Source organism: Mesorhizobium sp. M7A.F.Ca.AU.002.02.1.1, from assembly GCF_003998535.1.
Taxonomy (GTDB): domain Bacteria; phylum Pseudomonadota; class Alphaproteobacteria; order Rhizobiales; family Rhizobiaceae; genus Mesorhizobium; species Mesorhizobium ciceri.
The window spans coordinates 1-14626 of the sequence record NZ_RZPB01000066.1 but is presented as its reverse complement, the minus strand read 5'-3'; the positions used below and the strand labels follow the sequence as shown (position 1 = coordinate 14626).

17 protein-coding genes and 1 pseudogene are annotated in these 14626 nt (G+C 63.8%); 8 read left to right on the top strand and 10 right to left on the bottom strand.

Features of this window, described 5'->3' with window-relative positions:
* The 7 genes from EN879_RS06875 to EN879_RS06845 form a co-directional block, all read right to left on the bottom strand.
* The coding region (locus EN879_RS06875) for an MFS transporter (protein WP_127273989.1) at positions 1-851 on the bottom strand (851 nt) is incomplete at its 3' end.
* A gap of 222 nt (positions 852-1073) precedes the next feature.
* A complete protein-coding gene (locus EN879_RS06870; RefSeq protein ID WP_063168977.1) occupies positions 1074-1553 on the bottom strand; it encodes a DUF992 domain-containing protein in 480 nt (159 codons plus the stop codon).
* 91 nt (positions 1554-1644) lie between these two features.
* On the bottom strand, positions 1645-2121 hold the full coding sequence (locus EN879_RS06865; protein WP_024502781.1) for a DUF992 domain-containing protein: 477 nt from the start codon (positions 2119-2121) through the stop codon (positions 1645-1647).
* A gap of 209 nt (positions 2122-2330) precedes the next feature.
* Positions 2331-3173, bottom strand: a complete 843-nt coding sequence (locus tag EN879_RS06860) for a tetratricopeptide repeat protein (RefSeq protein ID WP_013529652.1) — start codon at positions 3171-3173, stop codon at positions 2331-2333.
* A gap of 138 nt (positions 3174-3311) precedes the next feature.
* Positions 3312-3590 (bottom strand): 30S ribosomal protein S21, encoded by a 279-nt coding sequence (rpsU, locus tag EN879_RS06855; protein WP_013529653.1) that lies wholly within the window; start codon positions 3588-3590, stop codon positions 3312-3314.
* 177 nt (positions 3591-3767) lie between these two features.
* The gene (locus tag EN879_RS06850; protein ID WP_063168976.1) at positions 3768-4154 is read right to left on the bottom strand and encodes an SET domain-containing protein-lysine N-methyltransferase; all 387 of its coding nucleotides are present in this window, start codon (positions 4152-4154) and stop codon (positions 3768-3770) included.
* Positions 4155-4265: 111 nt separating this feature from the next.
* Positions 4266-5024 (bottom strand): SDR family oxidoreductase, encoded by a 759-nt coding sequence (locus EN879_RS06845; RefSeq protein WP_063168975.1) that lies wholly within the window; start codon positions 5022-5024, stop codon positions 4266-4268.
* 269 nt (positions 5025-5293) lie between these two features.
* Between EN879_RS06845 and EN879_RS06840 the strand changes: the two genes are divergently transcribed.
* The 8 genes from EN879_RS06840 (at position 5294) to EN879_RS06805 (ending at position 13137) form a co-directional block, all read left to right on the top strand.
* Entirely contained in the window at positions 5294-6547 is a 1254-nt protein-coding gene (locus EN879_RS06840) for a sarcosine oxidase subunit beta (RefSeq protein ID WP_063168974.1), read from the top strand.
* A complete protein-coding gene (locus EN879_RS06835) occupies positions 6547-6987 on the top strand; it encodes a hypothetical protein (RefSeq protein WP_013529657.1) in 441 nt (146 codons plus the stop codon). The genes EN879_RS06840 and EN879_RS06835 overlap by 1 nt, the downstream gene beginning before the upstream one ends.
* A 10-nt stretch (positions 6988-6997) precedes the next feature.
* The gene (locus tag EN879_RS06830) at positions 6998-7294 is read left to right on the top strand and encodes a sarcosine oxidase subunit delta (protein ID WP_013529658.1); all 297 of its coding nucleotides are present in this window, start codon (positions 6998-7000) and stop codon (positions 7292-7294) included.
* Positions 7291-10287 (top strand): sarcosine oxidase subunit alpha, encoded by a 2997-nt coding sequence (locus tag EN879_RS06825; RefSeq protein WP_063168973.1) that lies wholly within the window; start codon positions 7291-7293, stop codon positions 10285-10287. Before EN879_RS06830 ends, EN879_RS06825 begins: the two co-directional genes overlap by 4 nt.
* A complete protein-coding gene (locus EN879_RS06820) occupies positions 10280-10864 on the top strand; it encodes a sarcosine oxidase subunit gamma (RefSeq protein ID WP_063168972.1) in 585 nt (194 codons plus the stop codon). The genes EN879_RS06825 and EN879_RS06820 overlap by 8 nt, the downstream gene beginning before the upstream one ends.
* 60 nt (positions 10865-10924) lie before the next feature.
* A complete protein-coding gene (locus EN879_RS06815) occupies positions 10925-11155 on the top strand; it encodes a hypothetical protein (RefSeq protein ID WP_024502775.1) in 231 nt (76 codons plus the stop codon).
* Between the two features lie 77 nt (positions 11156-11232).
* On the top strand, positions 11233-12018 hold the full coding sequence (locus tag EN879_RS06810) for a ThuA domain-containing protein (RefSeq protein ID WP_027161369.1): 786 nt from the start codon (positions 11233-11235) through the stop codon (positions 12016-12018).
* Positions 12019-12087: 69 nt separating this feature from the next.
* A complete protein-coding gene (locus EN879_RS06805) occupies positions 12088-13137 on the top strand; it encodes a Gfo/Idh/MocA family oxidoreductase (protein ID WP_063168971.1) in 1050 nt (349 codons plus the stop codon).
* A gap of 42 nt (positions 13138-13179) precedes the next feature.
* Here the strand turns inward: EN879_RS06805 and EN879_RS06800 are convergent, their stop codons facing one another.
* From EN879_RS06800 to EN879_RS06785, 3 genes and pseudogenes are all read right to left on the bottom strand, one after another.
* Positions 13180-13428: a DUF680 domain-containing protein gene (locus EN879_RS06800; protein WP_013529664.1), complete on the bottom strand. Its 249-nt coding sequence runs from the start codon at positions 13426-13428 to the stop codon at positions 13180-13182.
* A 197-nt stretch (positions 13429-13625) separates the two neighbouring features.
* Positions 13626-14270 carry a TetR/AcrR family transcriptional regulator gene (locus EN879_RS06795; RefSeq protein ID WP_013529665.1) on the bottom strand — a complete coding sequence of 215 codons (645 nt, stop codon included), beginning with the start codon at positions 14268-14270 and terminating at the stop codon, positions 13626-13628.
* Positions 14271-14435: 165 nt separating this feature from the next.
* Positions 14436-14626: pseudogene (locus tag EN879_RS06785) on the bottom strand (phosphotransferase family protein); the annotation flags it as partial.

The following is a 14626-nucleotide window of genomic DNA, read 5'->3' as shown; positions in this document are numbered from 1 at the left end:
CTGGTCATGCCGGCGCCGACCGGCGTGCGCCATGAGAACAGCCGCGCCGGGAACAGCCGCGAAAGCGGCTTCAGCGCGTCGATGGTGAAGAACAGCAGCAGGCCGATGAGGCCGAAGGCCATCAGCAGCGAAGAGCGCAGCAAGGCGATGTCGACGCCGGCCGAGGCGATCAGCACCACGGCAACGGCAAGGCAGGCAAGGGCCGCGAACGGGAAGGGCGGCGCCCCGCCTGCGCTCGCCTTCGGCCTCGTCGCCTCCGGCGTGTCGAGCACGATGAAACTTGCCAGCGCCATGGCTGCGCCGCCGAGGGTGAAGATGCCGAAGGCCCAGCGCCATGACAAAAGCTCGGTCATGATCGCGCCGAGCAATGGTCCGCTGAAGGCGGCGACGCCCCAGATCGCCGACATGATGCCGAAAAGCTGCGGCCAGATGGCGCGCGAGAACAGTCGTTCGACCGAGACGAAGGCCAGCGACACCAGCGCACCGCCGCCAAGTCCTTCGATCAGGCGGCCGGCGAGGAACAGTTGCATGGAAGGCGAGGTGGCGCAGATCAGGGCGCCTGCTGCGTAGAGCAGGGCTGCGACCACCATGTTGGTGCGCAAGGGGACATAACTCACCAGCCGTCCGGCGGCCGCGCCGGCAACGATGGCACCGAGTTCGTAGATCGCCAGCGACCAGCCGACGAGCTGCACGCCCGCCAGTTCGCCGACCATGGCCGGCATCACCGTTGCCACCATCGTCTCGTTGGTGGCGTGCAACAGGATGCCGAGGCTGATGAAGCAGAAGCGCGCCAGGTCGCCGCTTGCCCATAATCCGCGCCAGTCGACCTTGTTTGTGCTGATCTCGGTCATTTCCACCCCTGTCTTGCATATCTCGACGCCAGCGCAGGACGCCAGAAGCCAGTGCGGCTTTCCGGCAGGACCATGCGGTTCGACAGCGCCGGATCGGGCGCCGCATCGAGGCGTTGTTTCGTTCGGGGCAGGCTTGTAAAACCTCAACCGGGGTTGAGCTCAAGCGGTTTTTTGAGGACCGTTCGCGCGGCAGCCTTTCCGATTGGCGGGTTCGTTGCGCGATCAGTTCTCGGTGCTGCGCAGCTGGAACTGGCTGACGCCGATCGCGAGGTTCATGCCGGTCTGCGTCTGCAAGCTGAGCGGCTGCAAGGTGAAGGCTTGCGAGGAGCCGCCGACCAGCAGATTGGCGCCGGCGCCGACGGCGGCCGTCACCTCGGCGCTGGCGCCGATGTAGTCGCCGGCCAGCGCACCCGGCGCGTAGATGTTCTTCAGCGGCGTCAGCACGATCCACTGCATGACCGTCTGCTTCGTCGTGCCGATGTCGAGGCCGTATTTGTTGACGGCGCCGAAATAGGCTTCCGACGCGAAGCTCTTGTCGGCGGGGTTGAAGGTGCAGCTCAGATCCTTGCTCGAGCCGAAGATGAAGCCGGTGCCGCCGCCAATGGCACAGTCAAGCGTACCGAGCTCTATGCCTCGGTCCTGCGCCTGCGCTGCTCCGACAAACACGGTAGCGAATATGGCAGCGATGGCTGTCTTCAGCATGATGGTCCCCTCAAAAATCAACGGCGCGGAACCATCCTATCTGGTTCCGCGCCGCGGGGTGAGGGGTCATGGAGCGCACGGCTCCATGCGATCACTTGAATGAATGGATCAGCTGGAGCGAGGTCACGGCCACGGCAAGGTTGACGCCGGTCTGCGCCTGGACGCTGAGCGGCTCCAGCATGAAGGCGCTGTCCAAGCCGCCAACCAGCAGATTGGCGCCGCCGCCGGTCACCACGCTCGCCTCGGCGTTGACGCCGTAATAGCTGCCGGCGAGATCGCCTCCGTCACGGTCCCGGGTCGCAGCCAGCACGGCCCAAACGAGCTGGCCCTGATGCGTCTGGCCGACATCGAGGCCGATCTTGGAGATGACGCCTGTGTAAACCTCGGACGGCCCGTGATGATGAGGCCGGAAGACACAGGACACGCCCTTGTTGGAAGCGACGATATAAGCGGTGCCGCCGTCGATGGTGCAATCGAGCGTGCCGAGTTGCAGCTTGCCGGCGCTGGCTGGAGCCACCGCGAACATCGTCGTGGCGAGGGCAGCGGCGCAGGCGAGTTTCTTGATCATGGGAGGGTCCTTTCGCAAATTGCTTTTCGATAACGGCTTGGGAGGCCAGACCGTTCCGCTGAAAACTTGGCGCGATCAAGGCAGGGGCCGAAAGCCTCCTGCCGGGGTTAATGCGCGGTTGCGAAGTGCGTCTTTTCGGACACGCCAAGGATCCCGCGGCATTTGGATGTCACGCGGATTTGTATGGGAAGCGTTTGCCGAAACCGAGATCAGCTGACGCGGGCGAGGCCATCCTTGGCCGGCTGGTAGGTCGGGTCGAGGCGAACGGCTTCCTTATAGGATTTCGCGGCTTTCGCCTTGTCACCGCGCCGCTCGTAGATCAGCGCCTGGTTGGCCCAGGCCTCGGCGTTCTTGCCGTCGAGCTTGATCGCCATGTTGAAATCGGAGAAGGCGTTGTCCTCGTCATTGGTCGCCAGATAGGAGAGGCCGCGGCCGTTGTAGGGCTCGGCGGCGTCCGGCGCCAGCGAGATGGCGGTCGAGAAATCCTCGATGGCGAATTTGTGCTGGCCCTGGCTCTGATAGATCAGGCCTCGATTGTGGTAGGCGCGCGCGTCGGTCGTATCGAGCTGGATCGCCTTCTGAAAGTCGTTGAAGGCGTCCTGGGTGCGACCCGCCTTGCGGTAGAGATTGCCGCGGCCGATATAGGCGGCGTCATAGTTCGAGTTGATCTGGATCGAACGGTTGTAGTCCGCGAGCGCGGCTTCCTGGTTGCCGAGGAAGCGCTGGATGAGCGCACGATTCGAATAGGCCTGGAAGAAATTCGGATTGAGCTGGATGGCTTGATTGAAATCCTTGAGCGCCGCCTGGTATTGGCCGCCACGGCCATAGGCCGAGCCGCGCACATTGTAGCCTTCGGGATCCTGGGGATTGCGCTGGATGACCGCCGACAGCGAGGAAATGTTCTCGCTCGAGCCTTGCGCCTTGTCGATGTTGTTGAATTCACCGGTCGGGCCCGCCGTTTGGCAGCCGGCAAGCGCCAGTCCGGAGAGCAGGGCCGCTGTCAGGGCGAAACCACGCAATGCGGTCCCGCGCTCCACGCTCGTTGCGTTCATGTCTGCCCTGTCCTCACTTCAAGCCGCGTCGTTCAGATCCGGCTCCCCCTCCGGACCGGTCACATCAAAACAAAAAGGTGGCGGCGATTCCACATCGCGCCACCTCTGATATCCTTCGAAAAGGACGAAAAATTGGCGTTAGAACCGCGGCGGACGCGGAGCGCCAGCTGCACCACCAGCGGCGCCGGCAGCAACAGGGCGCGGCGTCATCGGCAGCAGGCCTTCGCGCTGGGCGCGCTTGCGGGCCAGCTTGCGGGCGCGGCGAACGGCTTCAGCCTTTTCGCGGGCGCGCTTCTCGGACGGCTTCTCGTAGTGACCGCGCATCTTCATTTCGCGGAAAATGCCCTCGCGCTGCATCTTCTTCTTGAGAGCGCGAAGCGCCTGATCAACGTTATTGTCGCGGACGAGTACCTGCACGGGCAATCCTGTCTTTCGGGTTTGATATCAACAGGCAAGCGATCATAGCCGCTAGCCTCCGCGGCGGTTTACACCACGAATTGTGGCGGCTGATAGCAGAATCATGCCGCGCTGTCCACAGCGGAAATGAATTTGCGGTGCCAGCCGCAGTCTGTTTGCCTTGAGATAAGGAGCCGACTAGGCCGTCGCGAGGTGCAGCCGCTCGAAATCCTCGAAGAACTCGCCGTAGTCGCAGGTGATCTCCTCGCCCACGGCGATGTCGCGGGTCGCGGTGGCCCCGCCATATTGCGAAAAATCCGTATTCGGATTGCTGGAATGGTTCATGAAGCGGCCATTGTCGACTTCATAGACCATGAAACCTGGCCGGTCGGGGCTGGGATAGGCATAGCGGTCGAGCAGTTCCCTGAGATGCGGGGGGGCCGCTTCGTATTTGTCCATGGGGACCAGTCGGTCGAAATCCGGATCGAGCCGCCAGATCGAAGCCCCTTTCCTGATCGGCTCCGCAGCGAACACGCCGACGCCTTCGATCGCACTCGCAGTCACATAGGTTCTGATCAACAACATAGTTCCAGACCCCGCTTTTGGACAGAAACGGCATCGCCAAATCGCGGCGAAAAATCAAGACCGGCCGTCTGCCTGGCGGCTATGAACATGCATTCCGGACGCGAAAAGTCTTCACGTCCGGTTGATCGACACGCCGCCATCGGCAAACAGAGCGGCTCCGGTGGTAAAGCTCGAGGCATCGGAGGCGAGATAGAGCGCCGAGCGAGCGATCTCCTCCGGCATAGCGACACGCTTCAAAGCATGCAGGCCTTCGACGAAGGCCCGTGATTCCGGGGTCTTGAAGGTTGCCGCCGGCGTGTCTGTGCCGCCGGGCAGCAGCGCGTTGACCCGCACGCCTTTCGGGCCGTATTCGGCGGCAAGCACCTGTGTCAGTCCGATGAGGCCGGCCTTGCTCGCGGCATAACTGGTCATGCCTGGCATGCCGACTGTGTGGCCGACGAAGGTGGAGGTGAAGATCAGCGAACCACCGCCACGCTCGACCATTGCCGGCACCTGGTATTTGGCGCCGAGAAACGCGCTGGTGAGATTGGTGTCGAGCGTCTCGCGCCAGCCTTCCAGCGGCAGTTCGGCTATCGGTCCCATCAGGCCGACAGCGCCGGCATTGTTGAAGGCGATGTCGAGCCCGCCGAATTTTTCGACCGCCAGATCGACAAGGGCCTTTGCGTAGGCTTCGTCGCGGACATCGCCGGCAAGCGCGATGGCGATGCCATCGGCATCCGCGATTTCGGCGACAAGCGCGTCGAGCTCGGCCTGGCGGCGGGCGGCGACGATGACCTTGGCGCCTTCCTCCGCGAAGAGTTTTGCCGTGGCGCGGCCGATGCCGGAACTGGCGCCGGTGACGATGGCGATCTTGTTTGCGAGTGCGAACATTTTTGCATCCTTTTCTTCGCGCCGGCTTGACCGGCAGTTGGGATGCTTGGTCGCAGATCGAGGCCAGGCGAGCCACCCGATACCCGCCAAGATGCTGGAAAGCGCCGACGCGCCGGATGCGTCTTTTTCACCACGGCGCAAAACGGCAAGCGCCGTCGCAAACAGCGCAAGGGTGGAAGCGCTGTTTCGCTAGTGATACACCTCGCGCGCCGGGACCGACTGAACGCCGGCCGCCATTCGCGAAGCCTTTTTGGGGCGAGGTTGGGACGTTGAAGAAATATTCGGTATTCGCCATCGCCCGTGAAGCCATGCGCGGCCACAAGGGCTGGGAAGAACAGTGGTCCTCGCCTGAGCCCAGGAAAGAATACGACGTCATCATCGTCGGCGCCGGCGGCCATGGCCTGGCCACCGCCTATTACCTCGCCACGGTTCACGGCATCACCAATGTCGCGGTGCTGGAAAGGGGCTGGCTCGGCGGCGGCAACACAGGCCGCAACACCACCATCATCCGCTCCAACTATCTCTATGACGAGAGCGCCGGCATCTACGACCATGCACTGAAGCTGTGGGATGGGCTGAGCCAGGAGCTCAACTACAACGTCATGTATTCGGCGCGCGGCGTCATGATGCTCGCGCACAATGTGCACGACGTGCAGGTGCTGAAGCGCCACGTGCACGCCAACCGGCTGAACGGTATCGACAATGAGTGGCTGACGCCGGAGCAGGCGAAGGAATTCTGCCCGCCGCTCAACACCTCCAGGGATGCGCGCTATCCGGTGGTCGGTGCGGCGCTGCAGCGGCGCGGCGGCACGGCGCGCCACGATGCGGTTGCCTGGGGCTATGCGCGCGGCGCCTCGGCGCGCGGCGTCCATATCATTCAGAATTGCGAGGTCACCGGGGTCAAGCGGGCGGCCAATGGCGCGGTTTTGGGCGTCGACACGACGCGCGGCTTCATCGGTGCCAAGAAGGTCGGCGTCGTTGCCGCCGGCCATTCCTCAGTGATCATGAACATGGCCGGCGTGCGCATGCCGCTGGAGAGTTATCCATTGCAGGCGCTGGTGTCGGAACCGGTCAAGCCGGTGGTGCCCTGCGTGGTCATGTCGAACACGGTGCACGCCTATATCTCGCAGTCCGACAAGGGCGAGCTGGTGATCGGCGCCGGCACCGACCAGTATGTCTCCTATTCGCAGACCGGCGGCCTGCACATATTGCAGCACACGCTGGACGCCATCTGCGAGATGTTCCCGATCTTCACGCGCATGAAGATGCTGCGCTCGTGGGGCGGCATCGTCGACGTCACGCCCGACCGCTCGCCGATCCTGGCCAAGACGCCGGTGCCCGGGCTTTATGTCAATTGTGGCTGGGGCACGGGCGGCTTCAAGGCGACGCCGGGCTCGGGCCATGTCTTTGCCCACACCATCGCCAAAGACGATCCGCATCCGATCAATGCGCCCTTCACCATCGAGCGCTTCCGCACCGGCCGGCTCATCGACGAGGCGGCGGCGGCGGCGGTGGCGCACTGATGATGGCTGGGATGGCTGTCGCGATGCCGCTGATTCTGGCGGGGGAACACGTGCTGGCGGGGGAACGGGGCATGTTCCATTTTCCGTCGGCTGACGAAGTGCGCACGCAACCGATCAGCCGCACCGGCAACGAGACCGTCTGGCCGTTTTCGGTCGACGACGGCACGCTGGCCTGCGTCTGGAGCGGCGGCCAGCGGGTGGTGATGTTCTTCGAGGGACGTCCCGAAGGGCTTGACGAAGACGAGACATTCCAGCCGCGTCAAGTCATCGTCACCACCGATCCGATGCAACTCACTCTCGGCAACATGGCGTCGCGCGATCTGTTTCGTCCCGCTGCAAGCGTGGAGGAACGCATCCGGCTCGTCGCGCCGTTCGCGACCCTGGGACAGAAGCTTTGCGATCAACCGGCGGGCGCCCGCGTCGGCCACGGCGAATTGTAGGAACGAACAAATGCTTCTCATCCGCTGCCCCTATTGCGAGGAAGAGCGTCCGGAACTCGAGTTCCGCAACGCCGGCGAGGCGCATATCGCGCGCTCGGCCAATATGGCCGGCGAGAGCGACGACGATTTCGAAAAGTTCTTCTTCATCCGCTCCAACCCCAAGGGCATCATCTATGAGCGGTGGCGGCACATGCATGGCTGCGCGCGTTTCTTCAACGCCGTGCGCGACACCGTCACCGACAGGTTCGTCATGACCTACAAGGCCGGCGAACCCAAACCCTCCAAGCTGCCAGGAGTTGGCAAATGAGCGGCGCGTCGTACCGCATTTCCGGCGCCGGCCGCTTCAGCCAAGCCAAGACCGCGCGTTTCAGCTTCGATGGCCAGTCCTATGCCGGCATCGAGGGCGACACGCTGGCCTCGGCGCTGCTCGCCAATGGCGTCCATCTGGTCGGCCGTTCGTTCAAGTACCACCGTCCGCGCGGCATCCTGTCGGCGGGCGCCGAGGAGCCGAACGCGCTGGTCGAAATCAGGCGCGACGCGGCACGCAAGACGCCGAACGTGCGCGCGACTGTGCAGGAGCTTTATGACGGGCTCGAGGCGCAGTCGCAGAACCGCTGGCCGTCGCTGTCCTTCGACGTCGGTGCGGTCAACGACATCGCGTCGCCGATGTTTTCGGCCGGCTTCTACTACAAGACCTTCATGTGGCCGAAGGCGGCATGGAAGAGCCTGTACGAGCCCAAGATCCGCGCCGCGGCCGGTCTTGGAGTTTCCCCGGACCAGCCCGATCCCGACCATTATTCGTCACGCTATGCGCATTGCGACGTGCTGGTGCTGGGCGGCGGTGCGGCGGGCATCGCTGCGGCATTGGCAGCGGCGGAGACCGGCGTGCGGGTCATCCTCGCCGACGAGCAGGCCGAGTTCGGCGGCAGCCTGCGTTTCGAGAGCGGCGCGAAAATCGACGGCCAGGACGGCTTTGCCTGGGCGCAAGCTGCCGTGGCGAAGCTCGCCGCGATGGACAATGTCCGCGTGCTCCCGCGCACGACGGCGTTTGGCTATTACGCGCAGAATTTCGTCGGCCTGGTCGAGCGTGTCAGCGATCATCTGAAGGCTCCCGGCCACGATCTGGCGCGCGAGCGGCTGTGGCAAGTCAGGGCCAAGCGCGTGGTGCTGGCCTCGGGCGCCATCGAGCGCCACATGGTGTTCGCCGACAACGACCGCCCGGGCATCATGCTGGCGGGTGCCGCGCGCACCTATCTCAACCACTATGGCGTCGCGGTCGGCAGGAATGTCGGCGTCTACACCGCCAATGATTCCGCCTATGCAGCGGCGATCGACCTGAAGAAGGCCGGCGTCAACGTGGCGGCGATCGTCGATCTGCGCGACAATCCGACCGGACCGGTGATCGACGAGGCGAGGGCGCTCGGCATCGAGGTCAATTTCGGCCGCGCGGTGATCCGCGCCGGCGGCAAGCTGCGCGTTTCCTCGATGACGGTGCAGCCGAAGAATGGCGGCGGCGAACGCATCATTCCAGTCGACGCGATCCTGATGTCGGCCGGCTGGACGCCGTCGGTGCATCTGTTCTCGCAGTCGCGCGGCAAGGTCGCCTTCAACGACGAGACCAAGCGCTTCGTGCCGGGCACCTATGCGCAGGATTGTGTCTCTGTCGGCGCCTGCAATGGTACCGACGGCCTATCGGCGACGGTCGACGAGGCCTATGCCGCGGGCGCCAAAGCGGCCAGGGATGCGGGCGCGAAAACCGCCAAGGGTACGAAGCCGAAGGTCGACACCTCGGAGAGCTGGTCGCGCGGCATGCTGGGTGCGGCTCCTGGCGCCGGGCCGGACACCACGGTGAAGGCGTTTGTCGACTTCCAGAACGACGTCACCGCCAAGGATATCCGCCAGGCGGTGCACGAAGGCATGCGCTCGATCGAGCACGTCAAGCGCTTCACCACCAACGGCATGGCCACCGATCAGGGCAAGACCTCCAACATGCACGGCCTGGCGATTGCCGCCGAGATGCTGGGAAAGCCGATCCCGGAGGTCGGCCTGACCACGTTCCGGGCGCCCTATACGCCGGTGACCTTCGGCGCCATCGTCAGCCATGCGCGCGGGCCGCTGTTCGACCCGACGCGTAAAACGGCGATCCATCCCTGGGCCGAGGCGCAAGGCGCGGTGTTCGAGGATGTCGGCCAGTGGAAGCGCGCCTGGTATTTCCCCAAGGCGGGCGAGGACATGCATGCTGCTGTCGACCGCGAATGCGTCGCCGTGCGCAAGACTGCCGGCCTGTTCGATGCCTCGACACTGGGCAAGATCGAAGTGGTCGGGCCGGATGCGGCCAAATTCATGGAGCTGCTCTACACCAACCCTTGGGAGAAGCTGGAACCCGGCCGCTGCCGCTATGGCATCATGCTGCGCGAGGACGGTTTCATCTATGATGACGGCGTCGTCGGCAGGCTGGCGCCCGACCGTTTCCATGTGACGACGACGACCGGCGGCGCGCCGCGTGTCATGAACCACATGGAGGACTATCTCCAGACCGAGTTCCCGCATCTCAATGTCTGGCTGACCTCGATCACCGAACAATGGGCTGTCATCGCCGTGCAGGGACCAAAATCCCGCGACATCATCGCGTCGCTGGTCGAAGGCATCGACATGTCGGACGAGGCGCTGCCGCATATGTCGGTGCGCGAAGGCAAGATCTGCGGCGTGCCGACGAGGTTGTTCCGCATGTCGTTCACCGGCGAGCGGGGCTTCGAGGTCAACGTGCCTGCCGACTATGGCCAGGCGGTCTGGGAAGCGCTTTGGGCCGAAGGCCAGAAGCATGGCGCCGCCGCCTACGGCACCGAGGCGATGCACGTGCTGCGCGCCGAAAAGGGCTACATCATCGTCGGCCAGGACACTGACGGCACGGTGACGCCGAACGATGCCGGTCTCGACTGGGCGGTCGGCAAGAAGAAGACCGACTTCGTCGGTATCAGGGGCATGGCGCGGCCCGACCTGGTCGCCAAGGGCCGCAAGCAACTGGTCGGCTTGAAAACGAAAGACCCAAAGGTGGTGCTGGAGGAAGGCGCGCAGATCGTCGCCGACCCCAAGCAGGCGATCCCGATGAAGATGATCGGTCACGTCACCTCGAGCTACTGGTCGGAAAATTGCGGCCGCTCGATCGCGCTGGCGCTGGTCGCCGGCGGCCGCGACCGGATGGGCGACACGCTCTACGTGCCGATGCCGAACGGGGTGATCGAAGTGGAGGTTACCGGCATGGTGTTCTTCGACGAGACGGGAGGGCGCCTCAATGGCTAAGGCCGCTGCAAGGAAGACGGCTCCGGCTGCATCGCCTTCGGTCGAGCGCCGTCCGGCGCTGGCTGGACGCAGCACCACTGCTGCCGCCGTCAAGGTCGAGGTGCTGCCGCCGGCCGAGCGCATTTCGCTGCGTGCGCCGGAGGCTTCGGCCGCAGCGCTTTCGAAGGCGCTCGGCGTGACCTTGCCGAAAAAGCCGAAGACATCCTCCTCGAAGGGCGGGCGCACCGCCTTGTGGCTCGGCCCCGACGAATGGCTTGTCATCGATGAAGCCGGCAACGATCCGCTGGCCGATTGCGCCGGGGTTGCCGCTTTGCACTCGGCGGTCGGCATCTCGCATCGCAACATCGCGATATCAGTGACGGGCGCGGGGGCAGCGGCGACGATCAATGCGGGCTGCCCGCAGGATCTGTCGCTCGACGCCTTCCCGGTGGGCGCGGCGTCGCGCACCATCCTGGGCAAGACCGAGATCGTGCTGTTGCGCACAGCCGCCGATGCCTTCCGGGTCGAATGCTGGCGTTCCTTCTCGGACTATGTCTTTACTTTCCTGTCCGAGGGATCGCGCGACGCGGCGGTCTGAACTCGGAACGTTTTGCAGGGCACGCTCGTTCTGCATCCGCACGCCGAGGGAGAAATGCCGATGCCGTCGAATTCCGCGCCGAAGTCGCCGGTCAAAAAGACATCGGCCGTCCGCTCGCTCGAACATGAGCGACATGAAGCCCCGAGCGCCGAAGAGGAACTCGAGGAAGGCCTCGAAGACACGTTCCCGGCCAGCGATCCGGTATCCATTACCGGAACCGCCATCCCCGGCGCACCGGCGAAACCGGGCAAGGCCAAGACCGTGCCGGGGCGCAAGAAGCGCAAGACCTAGTATTCCATCGGGCCAGATCGCATCGGACCTTCTCAATCTCCTTGGGCGTGCTATTTAAAGCGCTTTGGGAGATGAAAATGCCGACAAAAGCGATCGTTTGGGGCGAGAACGTCCACGAGCAGACCAATGAAGCCGTGCGCGAACTCTATCCCTTGGGGATGCACGGCACCATCGCCGCCGCGCTCAACCAGGACAAGGGCATCGAGGCGGCCACCGCCACCTTGCAGGAGCCCGAGCACGGCCTGAGCGAAAAGCGCCTGGCGGCCACCGACGTGCTTTTGTGGTGGGGCCACGCGGCGCATGGCGAGGTCAAGGACGAGATCGTCGAGCGGGTGCAGAAGCGGGTCTGGGAAGGGATGGGCCTGATCGTGCTCCATTCCGGCCACTACTCGAAGATCTTCAAGCGGCTGATGGGCACGCCCTGTTCGCTGAAATGGCGCGAGGCGGGCGAGCGCGAGCGCGTCTGGGCGATCAACCGCGGCCACCCGATCGCGCAAGGCATTGGCGAGTGCCTGGAGATCGGCGAGACCGAAATGTATGGCGAGCCGTTCGCGGTGCCGGAGCCGCTGGAGACGGTGTTCGTCTCCTGGTACGAGGGCGGCGAGGTGTTCCGGTCAGGGCTGACCTACCAGCGCGGCGCGGGACGGATCTTCTACTTCTCGCCCGGCCACGAAACCTATCCGATCTATCACAATGAGGGCGTGCAGCAGGTGCTGCGCAACGCCGTCCATTGGGCGCACAATCCGGCGCCGGCCTGGTCCGGCATCACCAATGCGCCGAACGTGCCGACGGATGCGGCCAAGGAGAAGATCGTGCAGAAGGGGCTGCGCCTGCATGCCGATGGCGACAAGGGCCTGAGCTGATTGGGGCGGCCTGAGCTGATCGGGCCTGAGTTGCCCAAGGCGTGAGTTGATTTTGGGGGCTTGGGGCTAATGCATCGAATTCTTCTGCTCGGCACCGGCGGTATCGCCGGGCATCATGTCGAGGAGTTTGCCGGGATTCCCGGCTGCAGCATCGTCGCCTGTGTCGACCAGGTGCCCGGTCGCGCTGCGGCGTTCGCCGCGGCCAGCAAGATCGGCGATTCTTTCGAGAGCCTGGAGGCGGCGATCGCCTGGGGCCAGTTCGATGCCGCCATCAACGCGACGCCGGATGGTGCCCATAGGGCGACGACGCTGGCGCTGCTCGGCGTAGGAAAACATGTGTTTTGCGAAAAGCCGCTGGCGCCGAATCATGCCGACGCACTTGCTATGACCGAAGCGGCCGAGGCTGCCGGGGTGATCAACATGGTCAACCTCACCTATCGCAACTCACCGGCGATCCACGAGGCGCGGCGCATGGTTCAGGCCGGCGAGATCGGCGCATTGCGCCATGTCGAGGCGAGCTACCGGCAAAGCTGGCTGGTCAGCAAATCATGGGGTGACTGGCGGGTCGAGGACAAATGGCTGTGGCGCTTGTCCAGCCGGCACGGTTCGACCGGCGTGCTGGGCGATGTCGGCATCCATATCCTGGATTTCGCCACCTATGGCGCCGGCCAGGATATCGTCAGCCTGCATGCCGATCTGGTGACGTTTCCGAAGGCCGAGGGCGAGCGCATCGGCGACTATGTGCTGGACGCCAATGACAGCGTGGCAATGACGGCGCGGCTCGATTGCGGCGCGCTCGCCACGATCGTGGCGAGCCGCTACATGACCGGTCACGCCAACGATCTGTCGCTGGCCCTGCACGGCACCCAGGGCGCCATCAAGGTCGAGACCGACGGCAAGGCATCGAGCCTGTCGGCCTGCCTCGGCGGGGATGTCGATCTTCAGCGCTGGCGGACTTTGGATCTGCCCAGTGTCAAGCGCAATGCGCGACGCTTTGCCGATGCGCTGGATGCAGGCCGGAATGGCGATCCGTCGTTCCGGCGCGCCGCCGACATGCAGAAGCTGATCGACGCAGCCTTTGAAAGTTCAGCGGCGAAGCTGCCGATTTCGGTCGCTTGAAGCTGGCCGACTTGTGCCGGCCAGACGTGATCTTTGCTGATATCAGAATGCGCTCGGCACAATCCACGGATTGATGCTGATGCCGAGCCGCGGGCCCTTGCCTTCAGCGGTGTTTTCCGTGGCACCCTTCTTCTCGACCGAACCGGTCGAAGCGCAATCGAGCTTCAGGTTGGTCTTGGTGTCAACGCAGGCCGCCACCGGCGCATGCTTGACCGGATGGGTGGTGTTGGCGGCGAAAGCCGAGCCCGAAAGTGCCAGCACGGCGGCGAGGGTGAGGAGTGTCTTTTTCATTGTCAGTCTCCGGTTTCCGGGTCGAATTCAATTCGTACCGACGGGTGAATTTTTCTCGTACATGTACGATAGACTGTACATATACGCCGTCGATTGGGAATTCAAGGGAAAACCGTACGCGTACGATAAATTTTTCGTTAACCAAGAAATCCCCCCAGGGTCTGGCTGGGGCGGAGAGAAAATATGGAAATGAAAGGTCAGCAGTTGACCGGTGTCTCGGTCAATGGCGGGACGTTTTGCGTGCTGAGCGTGGCGAGCGTGAAATCGCACATCCGCTTCACGAAGGCCTGCGGGTCGCCGAAGGGGTAGAATGGAAAGGTGATGAGCAGCGAGATCGTGCCGTGGCCAACCGCCCACAGCATGGTGGCGATGGCGCGCGGATCGCCCTGCAATTTTCCGGCGGCAACGCAGGCCTCGACCCGGCTGATCAGCGCCTTCATCGCCGGGTTGCTCTCTTCCATGTCGTCGTAGCTCCTGCCTTCCGGCAGCTTGGTCTTTTCGGTCATGAATACGGTGCGGTATTCGTTGGGATTGCCGAGCCCGAAGGCGGCATATTCCGTCATCACCGCCTGCAAGGCTGCGATCGGATCATCGGACGGATGCTCCTCGATGCGGCGAGCAAGCGTCTCGAATGCGTCCTCGGCCAGAGCGAACAGGATGTCCTGCTTGTCGGCGAAGTAGGAATAAACGGACATCGGGGCGTAGCCGACCCGCTTGGCCAGCTTGCGGATGGTCAGGCCCTCATAGCCCTCTTCCTGGACAAGCTTATGCGCGGCCTCGAGCAATTCGGAGCGCAGTTCTGCTTTTTGTTTCTCGCGGCGTGTCTGGACGCTCTGCGGCAAGATCTGGTGCCTTCGGTTGGGTTGGTGGCTGGCTAAATTATATACGCTGTACGGAAACGGACAAGGGCACGGGAAGTTCCCAAACGGTATGCTTCGGATCGTGCCGACGCTTTTCGAATTTTGGCAGCCCCGTGATCAGCACCGTTCCTCTCTCGAAATGGCCCATCACGCCTCCCTGTCGATCAGTTCTGCGGCAAGACACGAAAGCAGTTTCACCGCCTCGCCATAGGTTTTCGCCTTCTCGGGATTGGAGGCGTTGCCGTCCAGCGCCCGCTTGAAGACGCCCTGGCAGATGGCAGCCAGCCGGAAGAAGGAAAAGGCGAGGAAGAACGTCCAGTTGCCGATACCGGTGAGCC